Annotated in this window: 15 protein-coding genes; 5 read left to right on the forward strand and 10 right to left on the reverse strand. The window is 32.8% G+C overall.

Features of this window, described 5'->3' with window-relative positions; all coding sequences use genetic code 11:
* Positions 1 to 19: 19 nt before the first annotated feature.
* From GQ47_RS19210 to GQ47_RS19245, 8 genes are all read right to left on the reverse strand, one after another.
* Positions 20 to 757: a DUF2490 domain-containing protein gene (locus tag GQ47_RS19210; protein ID WP_035651873.1), complete on the reverse strand. Its 738-nt coding sequence runs from the start codon at positions 755 to 757 to the stop codon at positions 20 to 22.
* Positions 758 to 922: 165 nt separating this feature from the next.
* Positions 923 to 3469 carry a TonB-dependent receptor gene (locus GQ47_RS19215; RefSeq protein ID WP_035651875.1) on the reverse strand — a complete coding sequence of 849 codons (2547 nt, stop codon included), beginning with the start codon at positions 3467 to 3469 and terminating at the stop codon, positions 923 to 925.
* Between the two features lie 255 nt (positions 3470 to 3724).
* Complete coding sequence (locus tag GQ47_RS19220; RefSeq protein WP_026730483.1) at positions 3725 to 4138, reverse strand: RrF2 family transcriptional regulator; 414 nt, start codon at positions 4136 to 4138, stop codon at positions 3725 to 3727.
* Between the two features lie 78 nt (positions 4139 to 4216).
* Complete coding sequence (locus tag GQ47_RS19225; protein WP_035651877.1) at positions 4217 to 5032, reverse strand: TPM domain-containing protein; 816 nt, start codon at positions 5030 to 5032, stop codon at positions 4217 to 4219.
* Positions 5033 to 5035: 3 nt separating this feature from the next.
* Positions 5036 to 5473 carry a TPM domain-containing protein gene (locus GQ47_RS19230; protein WP_035651879.1) on the reverse strand — a complete coding sequence of 146 codons (438 nt, stop codon included), beginning with the start codon at positions 5471 to 5473 and terminating at the stop codon, positions 5036 to 5038.
* A 55-nt stretch (positions 5474 to 5528) separates the two neighbouring features.
* The gene (locus tag GQ47_RS19235) at positions 5529 to 6113 is read right to left on the reverse strand and encodes a LemA family protein (protein WP_035651882.1); all 585 of its coding nucleotides are present in this window, start codon (positions 6111 to 6113) and stop codon (positions 5529 to 5531) included.
* Positions 6114 to 6147: 34 nt separating this feature from the next.
* Positions 6148 to 6480 (reverse strand): MerR family transcriptional regulator, encoded by a 333-nt coding sequence (locus GQ47_RS19240; protein ID WP_035651884.1) that lies wholly within the window; start codon positions 6478 to 6480, stop codon positions 6148 to 6150.
* Between the two features lie 46 nt (positions 6481 to 6526).
* On the reverse strand, positions 6527 to 7504 hold the full coding sequence (locus tag GQ47_RS19245; RefSeq protein ID WP_035651887.1) for a M23 family metallopeptidase: 978 nt from the start codon (positions 7502 to 7504) through the stop codon (positions 6527 to 6529).
* Between the two features lie 278 nt (positions 7505 to 7782).
* Here GQ47_RS19245 and alaS point away from each other — a divergent pair, with 278 nt between their 5' ends.
* Positions 7783 to 10422, forward strand: coding sequence for an alanine--tRNA ligase (gene alaS / locus GQ47_RS19250; protein ID WP_035651889.1), 2640 nt, complete (start codon positions 7783 to 7785; stop codon positions 10420 to 10422).
* Between the two features lie 186 nt (positions 10423 to 10608).
* Positions 10609 to 10986, forward strand: a complete 378-nt coding sequence (locus GQ47_RS19255) for a GxxExxY protein (protein ID WP_035651891.1) — start codon at positions 10609 to 10611, stop codon at positions 10984 to 10986.
* An 88-nt stretch (positions 10987 to 11074) separates the two neighbouring features.
* Here the strand turns inward: GQ47_RS19255 and GQ47_RS19260 are convergent, their stop codons facing one another.
* Positions 11075 to 12820 carry an ABC transporter ATP-binding protein gene (locus tag GQ47_RS19260; protein WP_035651893.1) on the reverse strand — a complete coding sequence of 582 codons (1746 nt, stop codon included), beginning with the start codon at positions 12818 to 12820 and terminating at the stop codon, positions 11075 to 11077.
* A gap of 369 nt (positions 12821 to 13189) precedes the next feature.
* Between GQ47_RS19260 and GQ47_RS19265 the strand changes: the two genes are divergently transcribed.
* Positions 13190 to 13918 (forward strand): hypothetical protein, encoded by a 729-nt coding sequence (locus tag GQ47_RS19265; RefSeq protein WP_035651894.1) that lies wholly within the window; start codon positions 13190 to 13192, stop codon positions 13916 to 13918.
* A 53-nt stretch (positions 13919 to 13971) separates the two neighbouring features.
* Here GQ47_RS19265 and GQ47_RS22985 read toward each other — a convergent pair whose 3' ends face one another.
* Positions 13972 to 15120 (reverse strand): zinc metalloprotease, encoded by a 1149-nt coding sequence (locus tag GQ47_RS22985; protein ID WP_051951662.1) that lies wholly within the window; start codon positions 15118 to 15120, stop codon positions 13972 to 13974.
* A gap of 159 nt (positions 15121 to 15279) precedes the next feature.
* Between GQ47_RS22985 and GQ47_RS19275 the strand changes: the two genes are divergently transcribed.
* Together GQ47_RS19275 and GQ47_RS19280 are read left to right on the forward strand one after the other, a co-directional pair.
* The gene (locus GQ47_RS19275; RefSeq protein WP_035651895.1) at positions 15280 to 16089 is read left to right on the forward strand and encodes a hypothetical protein; all 810 of its coding nucleotides are present in this window, start codon (positions 15280 to 15282) and stop codon (positions 16087 to 16089) included.
* Between the two features lie 94 nt (positions 16090 to 16183).
* Positions 16184 to 17143 carry a GSCFA domain-containing protein gene (locus GQ47_RS19280; protein WP_035651897.1) on the forward strand — a complete coding sequence of 320 codons (960 nt, stop codon included), beginning with the start codon at positions 16184 to 16186 and terminating at the stop codon, positions 17141 to 17143.
* Positions 17144 to 17151: the final 8 nt, after the last annotated feature.

Consider the following 17151-nt stretch of genomic DNA (forward strand, 5'->3'; position numbering starts at 1 on the left):
ATCTTAGAAGCTTAGCACCTTAGAACCTCTTTTCTATTCGATGATAAACAGTAAAACGAACAATATCCCTGTCATAAAAATCTATACCAGTGGCACGTCTTTGGAAGTTTTTTAGATAACCCAATTCTACTCCGATATTAGGATTGAAATGATAGCGAAGTGCTACGTAAAATCTGTTTTGATCAAAAGTATTCAGCTTGTTGTCTTTTCCGAAATTGAACATAACTTCGTCGGAAATTGTACCTTTTAAGCTTCTGTTTTCTTTTTTCCAAAGATCAAAAGTCGACTGCAATCTATATCGGAATCTTAAGGCAAATGAGAAATCATCGAGTAATTCTGTTCTTGAAGCTTTTTCGATAAAACGTTCTTCAAGCTGAAAACGATTGTGAAAAGTGATTTTCCCAATATCGTCAATCAAAGTAATATCTTGCTGAATTCGATATTCCGGAATTGAGAAATCAGGATCAATATTGGGATTTTGAGTATTTACATTAAAAAAAGCAAGTCCGCCTCCTAAATCTACAAGTTTGCTTGCTCTATATCGACCCTGAACTCGGATAACAAAAAGATTTTCATGAACCGGATTTAAAAAAGCCCGATTATCAAATTCAGAATGAAGTGCCCATTTTTCGGATAAAGGCAAAATGTTATAATAACGAATCCAGGCTAAAGTTTGCTGGTCGGTTTTCTTTTCATTTTGCGCCGATAAATTTGTGCCAATTAAGCCAAGTAGGAACAGTAATTTGAAAAACTTCATCTAATCTCCATAAATTCAGGCTGCGAATATATAGAAATCAGCGTTGATTCAGTGCAGATTAAAATTTGGTTTCATTACTATTTTGTGATTTCAAAGTATAAAAAAACGAGGCAGGTTTAAAAACTTGCCTCGTAATAATAATTTTAAACAAACTAACTTAACCGCTTACAGCGAATATTTTAAAGTAACTCCGTAAGTTCTTTGGTCACCAATTACCCCTGCATATTGTCCTGCGTTACCTCCGGCAGGCAACAATTGCTCATAGTAATCTTTATTCAATAAGTTGCGTCCCCAGAAGTGAACAGATAGCCCTTGAGAGGCACGGAAACCTAAACGTGCATTAAAAATAGCATATCCTGGTACAACCAAATATTTTGAAGCCGATGGACTTGAAGAAAATTCTGAACGAGCATAAGAATCAAGTGCTACAAATATTTTTCCTCTATTTCCAAAGAATGTTGCATTGTCGGAAAGCTCTCCGCCTAATGATCCTGCCCATCTTGAAGCTCCAGGCAAATCAGTTCCAGAAACATCTTTGAAAGATACCGGTGCACCAGTTTCTTCTAATGGAAGCGGAGCATTTGTAAATTTCACATATTTTCCGTCAGTATAAGTTGCAGCAGCATTTACTGTTAAATGTGAGCTAAATACGAAACTTGCATCTAATTCTGCACCTCTTACACGTACTTTATCAGCATTTGCAAGGTATCCACGGTTTACACCTAATTCAGCAGCCTGAACGTTTGTTTGGAAATCTTTAATATCTGTATTGAAGAACGTTAAGTTGAAAATCGAATTTTTAAATGGAGACGTTTTTACTCCAACTTCATAATGATTTACTTTTTCAGGTTTGATTACAGCAAGATCCAATAACGGATTTCCTTTTGAATCTGTAGGAAGTCCAGCAACGTTTACACCAACTGGTTTGTAGCTTTTTGCATAAGTTGCATAAGCATTGATTTTGTCTGTAACTTTATAAGTCAATGTTAAGTTTCCTGAAAAATCGGTATTGTCTGTACTTGAATCAAAAGCCTGATCAGAGTAAACTGATTTTTTCAAAGCAATTAACGCAGGATCATTAGTTTGTAAACCTCCGTAAGTTAAACGGCTGTAATGAGCATCTTTTTTATCAAAGTTATATCTTAAACCTGGTAAGACATGCAAGCGTTCTGTAATTGCCCAGTCAATTTGGCCAAATACTGCTGCACTTGAAGCTCTGATTCTAGCATCAGTTTTGATTCCGTAGCCTTCAAAAAGACCTGGAGTTTTCCATAATGGGCTAGTAGAACTTTGTGCGAATCTCCATTGTGCATTTCCAGATTCTTCTGTACCATCTGTTTGAGAAGTTTGATCAATAAAGAATACTCCCGCAACACCACTAACTTTAGAAGTTAATTGACCTGCATAACGAACCTCTTGAGTTATCTGAGTTTGTCTTGTTGGGTTTTGAGATTTTGCTAATACTTGTAATCCTGTAAAATCCCTGTCATTTGATGGATCCCAGTTCCAGAATCTCCAAGCGGTAGTTGAAGTTAATGTTCCTGGTCCAACTTTTGTGTCAATATTAAGCGAAATACCTCCCATGTCTTGATTTGAACGCCATGGTGTATCCTGATCAATTTTACGGTCAAAAGCATTTAAACTTGGTAATTGATAATTTAAATCTTTGATAATAGCATCAAATTGGCGGTAAGCGGCTCTTTGAGTAGGAGCAACACCAGCTACAACCTGTGCATATCCGTCAGGACGCTGTGTTGTAATATCTGCTGCTAAAATAATATTAGTATTTACAGATGGAGTCCAAAGCAATTGACCTCTAACACCTTGATTGTTCAATGTGTTTGTTGGTCTTCCAGTTGCTACGTTGTCAATTAATCCATCTCTTTGTGTTCCTGAAAAAGAGATTCTTCCAGCAACTTTTTTACCTAAAGCTCCAGTAACCGATGCTTTAGCTTGTAAAAAGTTATAGTTTCCATAACTTACTTCAAAATCTGCTCCTGTAGAAAAACTTGGTTTTCTAGTAGTAATATTGAAAGCACCCGAAGTTGTATTTTTTCCAAATAATGAACCTTGTGGCCCACGTAACACCTCAATTTGCTCCACATCAATAAAATCTAAAGTTGTTGCTGCAGGACGAGCATAATAAACCCCGTCAACGTAAAAACCAACTCCAGGATCGATTCCGTCATTTGTTAATCCGAAAGGAGAACCTAAACTACGAATGTTGATTCCTGTATTTCTTGGATTTGAAGAATAAAGTTGTACTGATGGAACTAATTCTTTAATACGGTTAACATTAAAAGCACCTGTTTGTTCTGCTTGTTTTCCTGTAATTACAGAAATTGCAATTGGCACATCCTGAACTTTTTCGATTCTGCGCCGTGAAGAAACAACAACTTCGACCAAAGCGTTTTCTTCATTTAAAATGATTTGTAATGGAGTTGCAGGCAAATCATCGATTTCTAATTCGGTAGTTTTATAACCAACATATTGAATTAAAAGTGTTATTGGAAGTTTTCCCTTAGTGTCGATAGTAAATTTTCCTGTAGCGTCAGTAATTGTATTTATAGTAGTACCTTTAATAACAACGTTTGCAGCTTCTAATGGAGTATTTTCAGTTGTTTTAACTACACCTTCGATGTTTTGTCCAAATGAGAGTGAAAAAGTTAAAACAGATAATATTGTAAGTATATTTTTAATCGAATTTTTCATTTTTATATTAAGTATATATGATTAGTAGAGTTTTTAATAAATTTTTTTTTATCAACACATACACATCATACAAGAAATGCTTTTTGCAGTTTGGAACTGACTATTTGAATTTGTTTGCAAAAGACTTTTGGTTACGCCTAATAAACTGAAATGTTCTTTCATGAGTTAAAAATTTGTAATTGGTTTGTTAATTATTTTTTGGCAAATATATATAATTAATTCTATCGATTTACTAGACTTTAAAAAAATATTTTTTTATTTTTTTACTAATGAGGCGATTGTGATACCTTCCATAGCCTTCAAAGTTTTATCTCTAATAAGCATTAAACCATGACGCAGACTGCATTCAGACTCGGTTTTGCAATCAGAACAAGGCTCGTAAAAATTTAAAGAAGCACATGGCAAAAGTGCAATTGCACCGTCAAATAATCGGTGAATTTCTGCCAAAGTGATGTCGTTTTTGGATTTTATCAGATAATAACCGCCAAATTTTCCTTGTTTGCTGCTTACAAAACGTCCTCGTTTTAGATCTAAAAGAATCTGTTCTAAAAACTTTTTAGGAATGTTAGCGCCATCAGCGATTTCTATAGTTCTAGAAATGTGATTTTCGTCTTGTTCAGCTAAATAAAGTAAGGCCTTAAGGGCGTATTTTGCTTTATGTGATAACATCTATGATTGAATTATGAATTGTAAATTTAACTAAAATAATTTAGTAAACCTGAAACTTGAAATTAGAAACAAAATAAATTACCAACTTCCGCCTGAACCTCCACCAGAGAATCCGCCTCCGCCAAAGCCTCCGCCGAAACCGCCGCCGCCAGATGATCCGCCACCGAAGCCTCCAAAACCGCCTCCGCCACTTCTTCCAAGATTACTCAGAATAATAACATCAAGTAGGCTAGGACCTCCGCCGCTATTCCCAGAATTTCCTCCGCCACCTCTTTTATTACGGGAAAGTAAAATTAATACTATTACCACAATGACGATAAATGGAAATATAGGAAAGTCTTTTCCTTTAGATTGCTTGCGTTCGCCTTTATATTTGCCTTTAAAAACATCAAAAAGCGCATCGGCACCTTTGTCAAGTCCGCGATAATAACTTCCTGCTTTAAATTCAGGGATAATAATGTTTCGGGTAATTTCTCCTCCAATTCCTGCTGTTAAACGATCTTCTAATCCATAACCAGGAGAAATCCAGATTCTTCTTTCGGCTTTAGCCAATAAAATCAAAACCCCGTTATCTTCTTTTGCTTGTCCAATTCCCCATTCCTGAGCCCATTTTGGAGTAAGAATTCCAATATCTTCCCCTTTTAAGCTTTCAATAGTAATGACAACAATTTGAGTAGAAGTTGAATCGGAATAACGAACTAGTTTTTCTTCTAATTGTGTTTTTTCAGAAGAACTTAAAACATTGGCGTAATCATAAACCGAAGTCTGGAAATCAGGTTTTTTAGGAATGTCAAACTGAGCAAAAATAGTATTGCAGATAAAAAACGCGATAAGCAAAAAAGTAAACTGAAAAATTCTATTGGAATTTGGGATTTTATTATTGGAATTTTTCATTATTTATCCTTTTGAGATTTCGTTAGATAATTCGTTTGTGTCGCCTTCCGACCACGGAAAGTATTTTTTTAATTGTTCTCCGGCATTTGTAATTCCGTCAACAATTCCTTGTTTGAAATTGCCAGATTTAAAATGATTACTCATGATGTCTTTGGTACAATCCCAAAAATCATCGGCAACCAAATCATTAATTCCTTTGTCTCCACAAATTACAAAACTTTTGTCTTCAACTGCAAAATAGAGCAATACGCCATTTTTTAATTTGGTTTCATCCATTCGTAATTCATGAAAAACTTCTAAAGCCCGATCAAAATGAGCTTTAGAAGTTGTTTTTTCTATATGAACTCTAATTTCGCCAGAAGTATTATTTTCAGCCATTCGAATAGCTTCAACAATTTCCTGCTCTTCTGCTTTGGTTAAAAAATCTTCTACTTTTGACATTTGGGTAATTTTAGAGTTAAGGTTATAGATCTTAGATTTATTGTCTAAATTCTTTTTAGAATTTTACTTCAACTGGTTTGTCTGCTCCGGTAGAAGCCTCGAAGTATGGTTTTTCTTTGTATTCGCTCAAGAACCAGTTGTTTGGAATTTTTAAAACATATCCGTTATAAGTTTGTACAGATTCATTGAAACGAGTTCTAGCCGTTAAAATTTGATTTTCTGTACTTGCTAATTCGTCTTGCAATTTTAAGAAATTCTCGTTTGCTTTCAAAGTTGGATATTGTTCTACAGAAACCAATAATTTTGATAATGATGAAGTTACACCACTTTGAGCCTGGTTGAATTGTGCCAATTGCTCTGGAGTCACATTACTTGGATCAATAGTTACTGAAGTTGCTTTTGCACGAGCTTCGATTACTGCTGTTAAAGTTGATTTTTCAAAATCAGCAGCACCTTTAACCGTGTTTACTAAATTTCCAATAAGGTCATTTCTTCTTTGGTAAGCTGTTTGTACGTTACCCCATTCTTTATTTACAGCTTGACTGTGCTGTAAGGCAGTGTTTTTAATTCCAATTGACCAAAATGCGATAATAGCAATAAATGCGATAAGAATTCCTACAGGGATTAACCACTTTTTCATATTTGTTTTGATTTAAGTTTATTTCTATTTTTAATTACAATTCGTTTTTGATGTCGTTCAATTGTGTTTTTATGGTCTCTAATTTACGTATTATTTCGAATTTATCTAATGTTTTCTTCTGTCCCTCTTTTAAATGCGTTTTAGCGCCTTCAAGCGTGAAACCTCTTTCTTTTACCAAATGATAAATCAGCTGCAGGTTTGTAATATCTTCCGGAGTAAACATTCTGTTGCCTTTAGCATTCTTTTTTGGTTTCAGAATATCAAATTCGCTGTCCCAAAATCGTATCAATGATGCATTGACATTAAAAGCCTTGGCAACTTCGCCAATACTGTAATATCTTTTGTCTTTTGAAAGTTCAATATGCATGTTTTTGTATTTCTAATTTATTTCAAAAATAACACTTTTTAAAGTATTAATCTAATGATTGATTTTCCTGGTTCGCCATTTGTGAAATTGCTACATATTCGGCAGCTGAAATATTTCCGTAATAAAAATTCAGCGGATTTACGACTTTTCCATCTTTGTGGACTTCATAATGACAATGCGGACCTTCAGATCTTCCGGTACTTCCCACGTAACCAATAATGTCACCTCTTTTTACATGTTGTCCTGGTCTGCAATTGTATTTACTTAAATGTGCATAAAGGCTTTCGTAGCCAAATCCGTGCCGAATTACAACATGATTTCCATATCCAGAAGCCGTGTTGTCAGCTCTGCTCACTACGCCGTCTCCGGTTGCATATACAGGAGCTCCTGTGTTTGCAGTGAAATCCATTCCGTTGTGCATTTTCCTCACTTTCGTGAAAGGATCAAGACGATATCCAAAACCCGAAGCAACACGTTTTAAATTTTCATTTCGAACGGGTTGAATGGCAGGAATGGCTAATAATAAATTTTCTTTGGCTCCAGCTAATTTTAAAATTTCATCTAAAGATTTCGACTGAATGGCCAGTTGCTTCGAAAGTTTATCAATTCTTTTCGTAGTATTTAAAACTAGCTGAGAATTATTATATCCTTCTAGCGTTTTATACCTGTCAGAACTTCTAAATCCTGCTTTTCTAATCGAATCTGGAATTTCAGCTTTGTTAAAATATACACGATAAATATTATTGTCACGTTCTTCTAATGCGTCTGCAGCATCATCAATTTCGTCTAGTTTTTTATTTAAAATGGAATATTGAAGTTTTAAATTTTCAATTTCACGTGCCTGTAAACGATCTTTTGGAGTTTCGAAATAAGGCGTGTTAATTAAAAGAACAAAAACTAAAAAACCAAACAACGCTGAAGCCACTAAAAACAATAATGCGTAACCTATTTTTATTCTTTTTCTGGTTTTTATTTTTGTATAAGCCAGATTTTCTGAGTCGTAATAATATTTTACTTTCGCCATATTTTAAAATACGCTATTTTTGCACCTTGTAAAATAAGTTAGTCGAATAAAACTGCTAAATGTTTCAGTTATCCGACACTTTTTTTTACGAGGATTAATGATTAGATATTGGGGACTATTTTATCATTAGATAATGCGCAAAATAGACAATTTATTGTTTAAATTATAAGTTTTTTAATTTCATTATAAAAAACTTAATGCATCATCAAATGAATTAATTATCTAATTATCTAGTTATCAAATTGACACATTAAATTGACACATTTTCTAATTAAAATATGAAATCACAAGACGTACGTAAACAATTTTTAGATTTTTTTGAGAGTAAAGGACATACTATCGTTCCTTCAGCTCCTATTGTTCTTAAAGACGATCCAACCCTTATGTTCAATAACTCGGGAATGGCCCAGTTTAAAGAATTTTTCTTAGGGAATGGAACTCCAAAAAGTCCAAGAATAGCCGATACGCAAAAATGTCTTCGTGTTTCAGGAAAACATAACGATCTTGAAGAAGTTGGTATTGATACCTACCACCACACTATGTTTGAGATGCTTGGAAACTGGTCTTTTGGAGATTATTTCAAAAAAGAGGCTATCAACTGGGCATGGGAATTATTGACAGAAGTGTATAAAATCCCAAAAGAAAATCTTTATGTTTCTGTTTTTGAAGGAAGTAAAGAAGATAATGTTCCGTTTGACCAAGAAGCTTGGGATATCTGGAAAACATTAATTGACGAAGACCGAATCATTCTTGGAAATAAAAAAGATAATTTCTGGGAAATGGGTGATCAAGGACCATGCGGACCTTGTTCTGAAATTCACGTTGATTTACGTTCTGAAGAAGAAAAAGCTCAGGTTTCTGGAAAAAGTTTAGTTAATAATGATCATCCACAAGTAGTTGAAATCTGGAATAACGTATTCATGGAATTTAACCGTAAAGCGGATGGTTCTTTGGAAAAACTTCCTGCACAACACGTAGATACCGGAATGGGATTTGAGCGTTTGTGTATGGCTTTACAAGGAAAAACATCAAATTATGATACTGATGTTTTCATGCCTTTGATTAGAGAAATCGAAACCATTACAGGAGCAAAATATACAACTAATGATGTAACAGACATTAGTGAAGAACAAAATAAAATGAATATTGCTATTCGTGTAGTTGCAGATCACGTTCGTGCGGTAGCATTTGCTATTGCTGATGGACAGTTGCCTTCTAACACGGGTGCAGGATATGTAATTCGTAGAATTTTACGTCGTGCTATTCGTTACGGATTTACTTTCTTAGGAACAAAAGAGCCATTTATTTTCAAATTAGTTGAAACTTTAAGCGAGCAAATGGGAGATTCTTTCCCGGAAATCAGAACACAGAAAGCACTTTGTTCGAATGTGATTCGTGAAGAAGAAAACTCTTTCTTAAGAACATTAGATCAGGGATTAATTCTTTTGGATGCTGTAATCTTAAATAATGCAGGAGATACAATCGACGGTAAAAAAGCTTTTGAATTGTATGATACTTACGGTTTTCCAATCGATTTAACGGCTTTGATTCTTTCAGAAAAAGGATTGAAATTAGACGAAAAAGGATTCCAGGAACAATTACAATTGCAAAAAGAAAGATCTCGTGCAGCATCAAAAGTAACTGCTGGAGACTGGAATGTAATTGTTGAAGATGACATTCAGGAATTTGTTGGTTATGACAGATTATCTCAGCAAGTTAAAATCACGAAATACAGAAGAGTAGAAAGTGTAAAAGATGGAGAAATTTTCCAATTAGTTTTCAATGCTACACCGTTTTACGGGGAAAGCGGAGGACAAACTGGAGATAAAGGATATCTTGAAGCTCAAAATGGTGATATTATTTATATCATTGATACTAAAAAAGAAAATAATCAAACTGTTCATTTAGCAAAATCGCTTCCTGAAAATATTACTGGAACTTTTAATGCTGTTGTTGATGCAATTCAAAGAGCTAAAACTTCTTCAAATCACTCGGCTACGCATTTATTGCACCAAGGTTTGCGTAAGATTTTAGGAACTCATATTGAACAAAAAGGTTCGATGGTTCGTAATGCTTCACTTCGTTTTGACTTTTCTCATTTCTCTAAAGTTACAGATGAAGAATTGCTAGAAGTAGAGAACTTTGTAAATGCAAGAATTCGTGAGAGTTTGCCATTAATCGAGAAAAGAGCCATTCCGAAAGAACAAGCGCTTGAAGATGGAGCAATTGCTTTATTTGGAGAGAAATATGGCGATTTAGTTCGTACAATTAAATTTGGTGATTCTGTCGAATTATGTGGAGGAACACACGTTGCAAATACATCAGATATCTGGCATTTTAAAATTGTTTCAGAAGGAGCAGTTGCAGCCGGAATCAGAAGAATTGAAGCGATTACAAGCGAGGCAGCAAAAGAGTATTTTGAGTCTCAGGCAATTTCTTTTAATGAAATTAAAGAAGTGCTTAAAAATGCTCAGGATCCTGTAAAAGCGATTCAGGTATTGCAAGATGAAAATGCTCAATTGAAAAAACAAGTGGAAGCTTTATTGAAAGATAAAGCTAAAAATATGAAAGCTGATTTAGCTAAAGAATTACAAGAAATCAACGGCGTTCAATTCTTAGCAAAACAAGTTGATTTGAACCCAGAGGGGGCAAAAGATTTAGCTTACGAATTGGGAGGCTCATATAACAACTTATTTGTAGTTTTCGCAACTGCTCACGAAGGAAAACCGATGTTAACTTGTTATATTTCTAAAGAAATTGTAGCAGAGAAAAACTTAAACGCTGGACAAGTAGTTCGCGAATTAGGAAAATACATTCAAGGTGGAGGAGGAGGACAACCTTTCTTCGCAACTGCTGGAGGTAAAAATGTTGACGGAATTGGTGAGGCTTTGGCGAAAGCGGTTGGTTTCGTGAAGTAATTTTTAATCTCGCAAAGACGCAGAGTCGCAAAGTTTAATTTTTAAGCTTTGCGATTTTTTTTTGCGCTAATTTAATTGCTAAGGTTTATGTTTTTGAAATAGAAGATTTACTAATCTCGCAAAGACGCAGGGTCGCAAAGTTTTTTAAGTTTTATTTTTGTAAGTTTATACTTTGATTTAAAAAGAATGACTGAGAATGAGATTTCAGCTGTTGTGGTTGATGTTTGTTATAAAATTCATGTGAAATTAGGACCTGGTTTATTGGAATCTGTTTATGAAGCTATTTTACATCATGAATTAACTAAGAGAGGATTAACTGTAGAAAGACAAAAAACTTTACCCGTTATTTGGGATCAAATAAATCTGGATATTGGATTTAGAGCAGATTTAATTGTTGAAAATAAAGTGATTTTGGAAATTAAATCAATCGAACAATTGACGGATATTCACGCCAAACAAGTTTTAACTTATCTTAAAATCACAAAAATGAAGTTGGGCTTACTAATTAACTTTAACGTACCAATTATCAAATTTGGAATTAAAAGAGTCGTTTCAAATCTTTAATAAAACACTTTAAAACTTAAATAAAAAAGCAGAGTCGCAAAGTATATAAAAAAACTTTGCGACTCTGCGTCTTTGCGAGATTAAAAAATTACTTACGCTCCCCAATTTGCTGGCGCCACATAGCGTAATACAATCCTTTTTCAGCAATCAAATCATCATGTTTACCTTGCTCGATAATTTTACCTTGTTCCAAGACAAATATTCTATCAGCGTGCATTACAGTTGATAAACGGTGTGCAATTAAAACTGTAATTCTATTTTTATCTGAAATATTTCTGATAGTAGCATTAATTTCTTCTTCGGTAATAGAATCCAAAGCCGAAGTTGCTTCATCAAAAATCAATAAATTTGGATTTCTAAGAATAGCTCTGGCAATAGACAAACGCTGTTTTTCTCCACCCGAAACTTTAATTCCGCCTTCACCAATTGTGGTGTTCAAACCATCTTCAGCACGTTTTAACAATTTTTCGCAGCTTGCTCTTTTTAGGGCATCGTATAAATCTTCATCGGTTGCATTTGGTTTAACAAACAATAAATTTTCGCGAATTGTTCCGGAGAATAATTGAGCGTCCTGGGTTACAAAACCTAACTGCTTTCTTAAATCTAGTAAATCAATCTCGGCAGAATCGATATCATTGTAAAAAACCTGACCTTCTGCAGGCGTGTATAATCCAACTAATAATTTTACCAAAGTTGTTTTTCCGGAACCAGACGGACCGACAAATGCAACAGTTTGTCCTTGTTTAATTTCAAAATTGATATCTTCTACGGCTTTAAATTTTGCCGTTTTATGTTTGAAACTAACATTTGAAAATAAAAGTGATTGAATTGCGCCAACATGTTTTGGACTTTTAGGACGAAATTCTTTTGGAGCATTTAATAATGTTCTGAAATTCTCCATAGAAACTTTCGTTTCATTAACTGCAATAATAAAGTTTCCAAGTTCCTGAAGCGGACCAAAAATGAAGAAAGTGAAAAATACCATCGTCAATAAATCACCCACAATAATTTTACCTCCAAACAAGAAGTAATACAAAGTAAACACCACACAAGTTCTTAAAAAATGAACCGTTGTTCCCTGAATAAAACTCAAACTTCTGATATAACGAACTTTCTCTAATTCGAGATGTAAAATCTTAAAAGTATTTAAGTTAAGACGTTTTTCTTCTTGATACGTCAAACCTAGACTTTTTACAAGTTCAATGTTTCGCAAACTTTCGGTTGTTGAGCCAGCCAAAGCATTTGTCTGGTTTACAATTTTTTTAGAAACTACTTTTATCTTTTTTCCTAAATAAGAGCTTACCAAAGCAATAATTGGCGCCGTAATTAAAAAGATAATTGAAATACGATAATCGATTCGGGCAACATAAACAATTACGAATATGAATCCGATAATGGTTTGAAAGATTAACGAAATCGAAAGTGTAATTAATTTTTCAGAATCAGAACGAACTTTGGTTAGTTTGCTTAAAGTTTCACCGCTTCGTTGATCTTCGAATTCGGCGTATGGTAAATCCAAAGATTTTTTAATTCCATCAGTATACATTTGAGCACCAGTTCGCTGAATGACAACATTGGTGAAATAGTCCTGAAAGTTTTTAGTAATTCGGGAAATCATTGCTGCTCCAAGCGAAAGCCCAAGCCAAAATGACAATGATTTGATAAAACCAGTTGCGTTTCCATCATATTTATGGAGCCCGACACCGCAATCCTGCATTAATTTACCGGTAATAATTGAATCTGATAAACTGAAACAAATGTTTATCGAAGCCATAATCAGCGCAAAAAACAAAAGCATTTTGTGTCTGATTATATAAGAATATAATAATTTCATATGATTTTTAGAAAAGTGGAAGATGCAAAAGTAAGCAATTGTTTTAGTTTGTAAAGTTGATTTATGTTATTTAAAATGTAATTTTTTTTACGGTTAAATTATATGTGTTTTTATAGTATTATATGTTTGAAATTTTAGGAAGTATTTTTAAACTTTTGAATAAATATAAAAATAAGAAAACAACTATTTTTATTACAGTATTTTGTTTTGTAGTTAAATTTCTAAAGAAGTAATTTCTTGTGTATAGTAGTTGTTTTTAGTGTGTTAAAAAAGGTTAATTGTGTTTTTTGTTCTGATTATGGAAACCCGTAAGGCTTTGATTTTGGATTGTGCTATGTTTGTTTCATTAACAAATTTATCCAAATCAAAATGAAAAAAATCCTATGTCTTTTCGGAGCTTTGACTCTATTATTAACTTCATGTTCTAGTGATGATTCGTCTTCAAATTCTGGTTTACTTAAAAAAACCGTTATTACAGCTCCTGATGGTGATAAATACACTATCAGTTATAAGTATGATGGTAATAAAATAGTAAGTGCGATAGATGATTCAGGTGATGTAAGTCTTTATTATACTTATACAGGAGATTTAATTACCAAAATAGAGTTTAAAAACCCTGATGGAACAATCGACCAAATAAATAATTTTTCATATAATGCAGAAGGTAAATTAACAACTTTTGTAAGAGTAGAACCAAATATGGATTGGGGACATAAGGAAGTTTATACTTATAATGCTGATGGAACTGTAACAGCTCAATCGTATTCAGGTGACGGTACAACTCAAACAAACAAAGGAACAAGTAATACAATTAAATTTGTAAACGGAGAAGTTAGTGAAATAGTTAGTTCAGCAAGTTGGGAAAATCATAAATATACTTATGACAATAAAAATAACCCTACGAAAAATATTTTAGGAATGGATAAAATTGCATTTGTTGATGGAGAAGGAAATGGAGTAAAATTTAATATTTTGACAGATACATCAGAAGGAGATTTGTGGACAAATAGCACTTTTACTTATAATGAGCAAGGATACCCAACTAAAGAAGTTGATAAAGGATCTGACAGTTTAGGTACTTCGGAGTACTTCTATTAATAACCACACAATTTTAATTATAAAAGCCAGATTTTATCTGGCTTTTTTTTGATCTATATTTTTCCTTTTTTCGCTGACCATTTTACAACACCATTTTGAATTAGTTCAAGATCTCCATTATCCTGTAAATGAAGTTGTGCGTTTGTAATCCCAGAAATTTTACTTCTCCAAACAATTTCCTGCAAGAACATACCGTTAGGTCGTGATCCTAAAATTCCAATCTCTCCACTATTTGAAAAAAAACACATAGCGTTATTATAGATAGGAGATCCAACTAACCATATTTTTTGATTATTTGAGTTGTCCAGTATAAATAAGCAACCTGAATCAAATTCTAATGAATATCTTCCATTAGGTGATTTTATACATTTCCGATAACATGCTAAATCGATTCTTTCTCCAGTTTCTATGACTGATCTTACAGCGAAAGGATACCATTTTAGTATTGATTCTTTATCAATTCTTGATAAAGTACTTTGCTCATATACGGCTACACCATTAGTTGTAAGAGATGCGGGTACATAATAATGCATTATAGAAAGAGGGTCATATTCAGAGTAATTTGTTGAATTTGCTTTATTAATAACTGATTGATCTACTTTTTCTTTTGACCAATCCATAAGGTCATAATAGTATTTATATACTTTTGGTAAATCCCATTTAATAGTAGCGGCAGGATTAGTTGTTTCATGAACTAAACCTAATGCATGACCAAATTCATGTAATATAGTTCTTCTGGAACTTTCATTATCACTAATAGCACCTAAACGCATTGTTGGCGTATTTTGGACATTAGAAAAAAGCGGACTTGGATACATTCCGATTGCTCCTAGTTGAGACCAAGTTCCAGGAGTACCTATATTAATAGCAATTTTAATATGAGCATCTTGATCTTTAGGAACATATTCAAATTTTAGATTTGCATATTTTACCCATTCCGAAGCATATTTTTTTACTATTTCATGTTGAGAATTAGTGCCGTCTAAGAATTTAATTTTTATGGTTTGGCCAATTTCCCAACGCGGGTCAATAATTGCTGCATTAGACTTTAATGTGAGATCATTTTGTCCTTCTCTTAGGTCAAATGTGCACATAACGATATCCTCATTTTCCTGTGAAAACGTTTCAGAATAAGTATCACTTATATCAGCGCTACAAGATGATAATACTAAACTGGTTAATAAAATTTTTAATTTTTTCACAATTATAAGGCTTTCTTTTAAGCACAATTTTCAACACAAAATAAAGTGAGACAATACGTGGTATTTTAATTGTGTCTTATCCTGTTATGATTAAAATTTTTAGTAGAAAATTATTATCATAAAAATGTTCATTTTCACCGTAAACTTAATAAATCAATTATGCAAAAGCAATTATCATATTACTTGTTAGCTATAATATTCATTTTAAATTCCTGCTCTAATGAAGAGTATAATTATTCTGTAAATACAATCTTGCCAAAAACGGTAAAAACGATATATTCGGATCATCCTAAAGATAATTTTTCGACTGATTTTATTTATGATGGAAATAAAATTGTGAGTATAAGGAACAAAAATGAAAAAAGAGATTATGAATATGAGGGTAATAATATCGTTAAAGAAACTGTATATAGTTTGTATAAAGGTGAAGAAACTAAATATGCAGAAACAAATTATAGTTACAAAAATGACAGTTTGAAAACAGTTACTAAATTTTTAAACGGAGAAAAAATAAGATACGATTATAGCTATAACAATAATGGTTCAATAACTAAAGAAGTCTATAATTTAGACAATAACACTAGTAAAGAATCAAAAAAATCTGAAAAAAAGTTGATTACTATCATTAATGGAAATATCGCAAATTTAGAATCTGATTGGGGAGATGATTATGATGTCATTAGTATTTCTAAATACGAATACGATACAAATAACAATGCCTTTAAAAATATTGCAGGCTTAAATTTACTGCTCGATCAGTTTAGTTTGGATTCAGGAATAAGCTTGTCTTCAAATAATAATATAAAGCGATATAAAGTAAATTATAAACAAGGACTATTATCAAATATAGCTTTTGAACCATATTGGTTTAAAATGGAATACGAATACAATAAAAATGGTTATCCAATAAAGAAAACAACTTATGATTATGCTGAAAGGATAACTGAAATAGTTGAGTATGTATATTAATTTTCAAAAGAAAATAAATCTGTAAAAACCAAATACAAAAGTATTTGGTTTTTTGTTTATAAAAAATAACCGAAATTTACAGAAAACAATTCTCATGCAATTCAGAACCCAAATTCCAATTTCAAAAAGTAACAATCCAATCGATTATAACTCGAAAGTACTTTCAATTGGTTCTTGTTTTGCAGAAAATATAGCGGAGAAATTTGATTATTTTAAGTTTCAAAATGAAACCAATCCGTTTGGAATTATTTTTAATTCGGTTTCAATTGAGAAATTATTTCGAAGAGTTTGCGAGTTGGATTTCTATCAGGAAAAAGACGTTTTTTTTCATAACGAGCGTTGGCATTCTTATGAAGTGCATTCCGATTTAAGTAATTCCGACCGACAAGAATTGCTTGAAACTTTAAACAAAGCAATCACAGAAACCAATAAACAATTAAAAGAAGCTTCGCATATAATCATTACATACGGAACTTCCTGGATCTACAGAAACCTAGAAAGCGAAGAAATTGTAGCCAATTGCCATAAAGTGCCCCAAAAACAATTCTCAAAAGAATTATTATCAGCTGAATTCATTCAGAAAAGCATTCAAAACACAATTAATTTAATCCAGACATTAAATCCGAACATAAATTTCATTTTTACAGTTTCGCCAGTTCGTCACATTAAAGACGGATTTATAGAAAATCAACTAAGCAAATCACATTTATTTACAGCGCTTCATCAAGTTTTAAAAACTCATAATTCAAAACTCATAACTCATAACTATTTCCCTTCGTATGAAATCATGATGGATGAACTTCGCGATTATCGTTTTTATACCGAAGATATGCTTCATCCAAATCAAATAGCAATTGATTATATCTGGAAGCTTTTCAGTGAAAATTACATTGCTCAGGAAAGTATTTCGGTAATGCAGGAAGTTGATGAAATCCAGAAAAGCTTGCGCCATAGAAGCTTCAATCCAGAATCTGAACAACATCAAAAATTCTTAGCCAATCTTCAAAAGAAAATTAATCTCTTAGGAGAAAAACTTCCACAAATCAAATTCTAAAATTTTCT

Origin of the sequence: Flavobacterium sp. ASV13 (assembly GCF_000745775.1) — a bacterium.
Lineage (GTDB): Bacteria > Bacteroidota > Bacteroidia > Flavobacteriales > Flavobacteriaceae > Flavobacterium.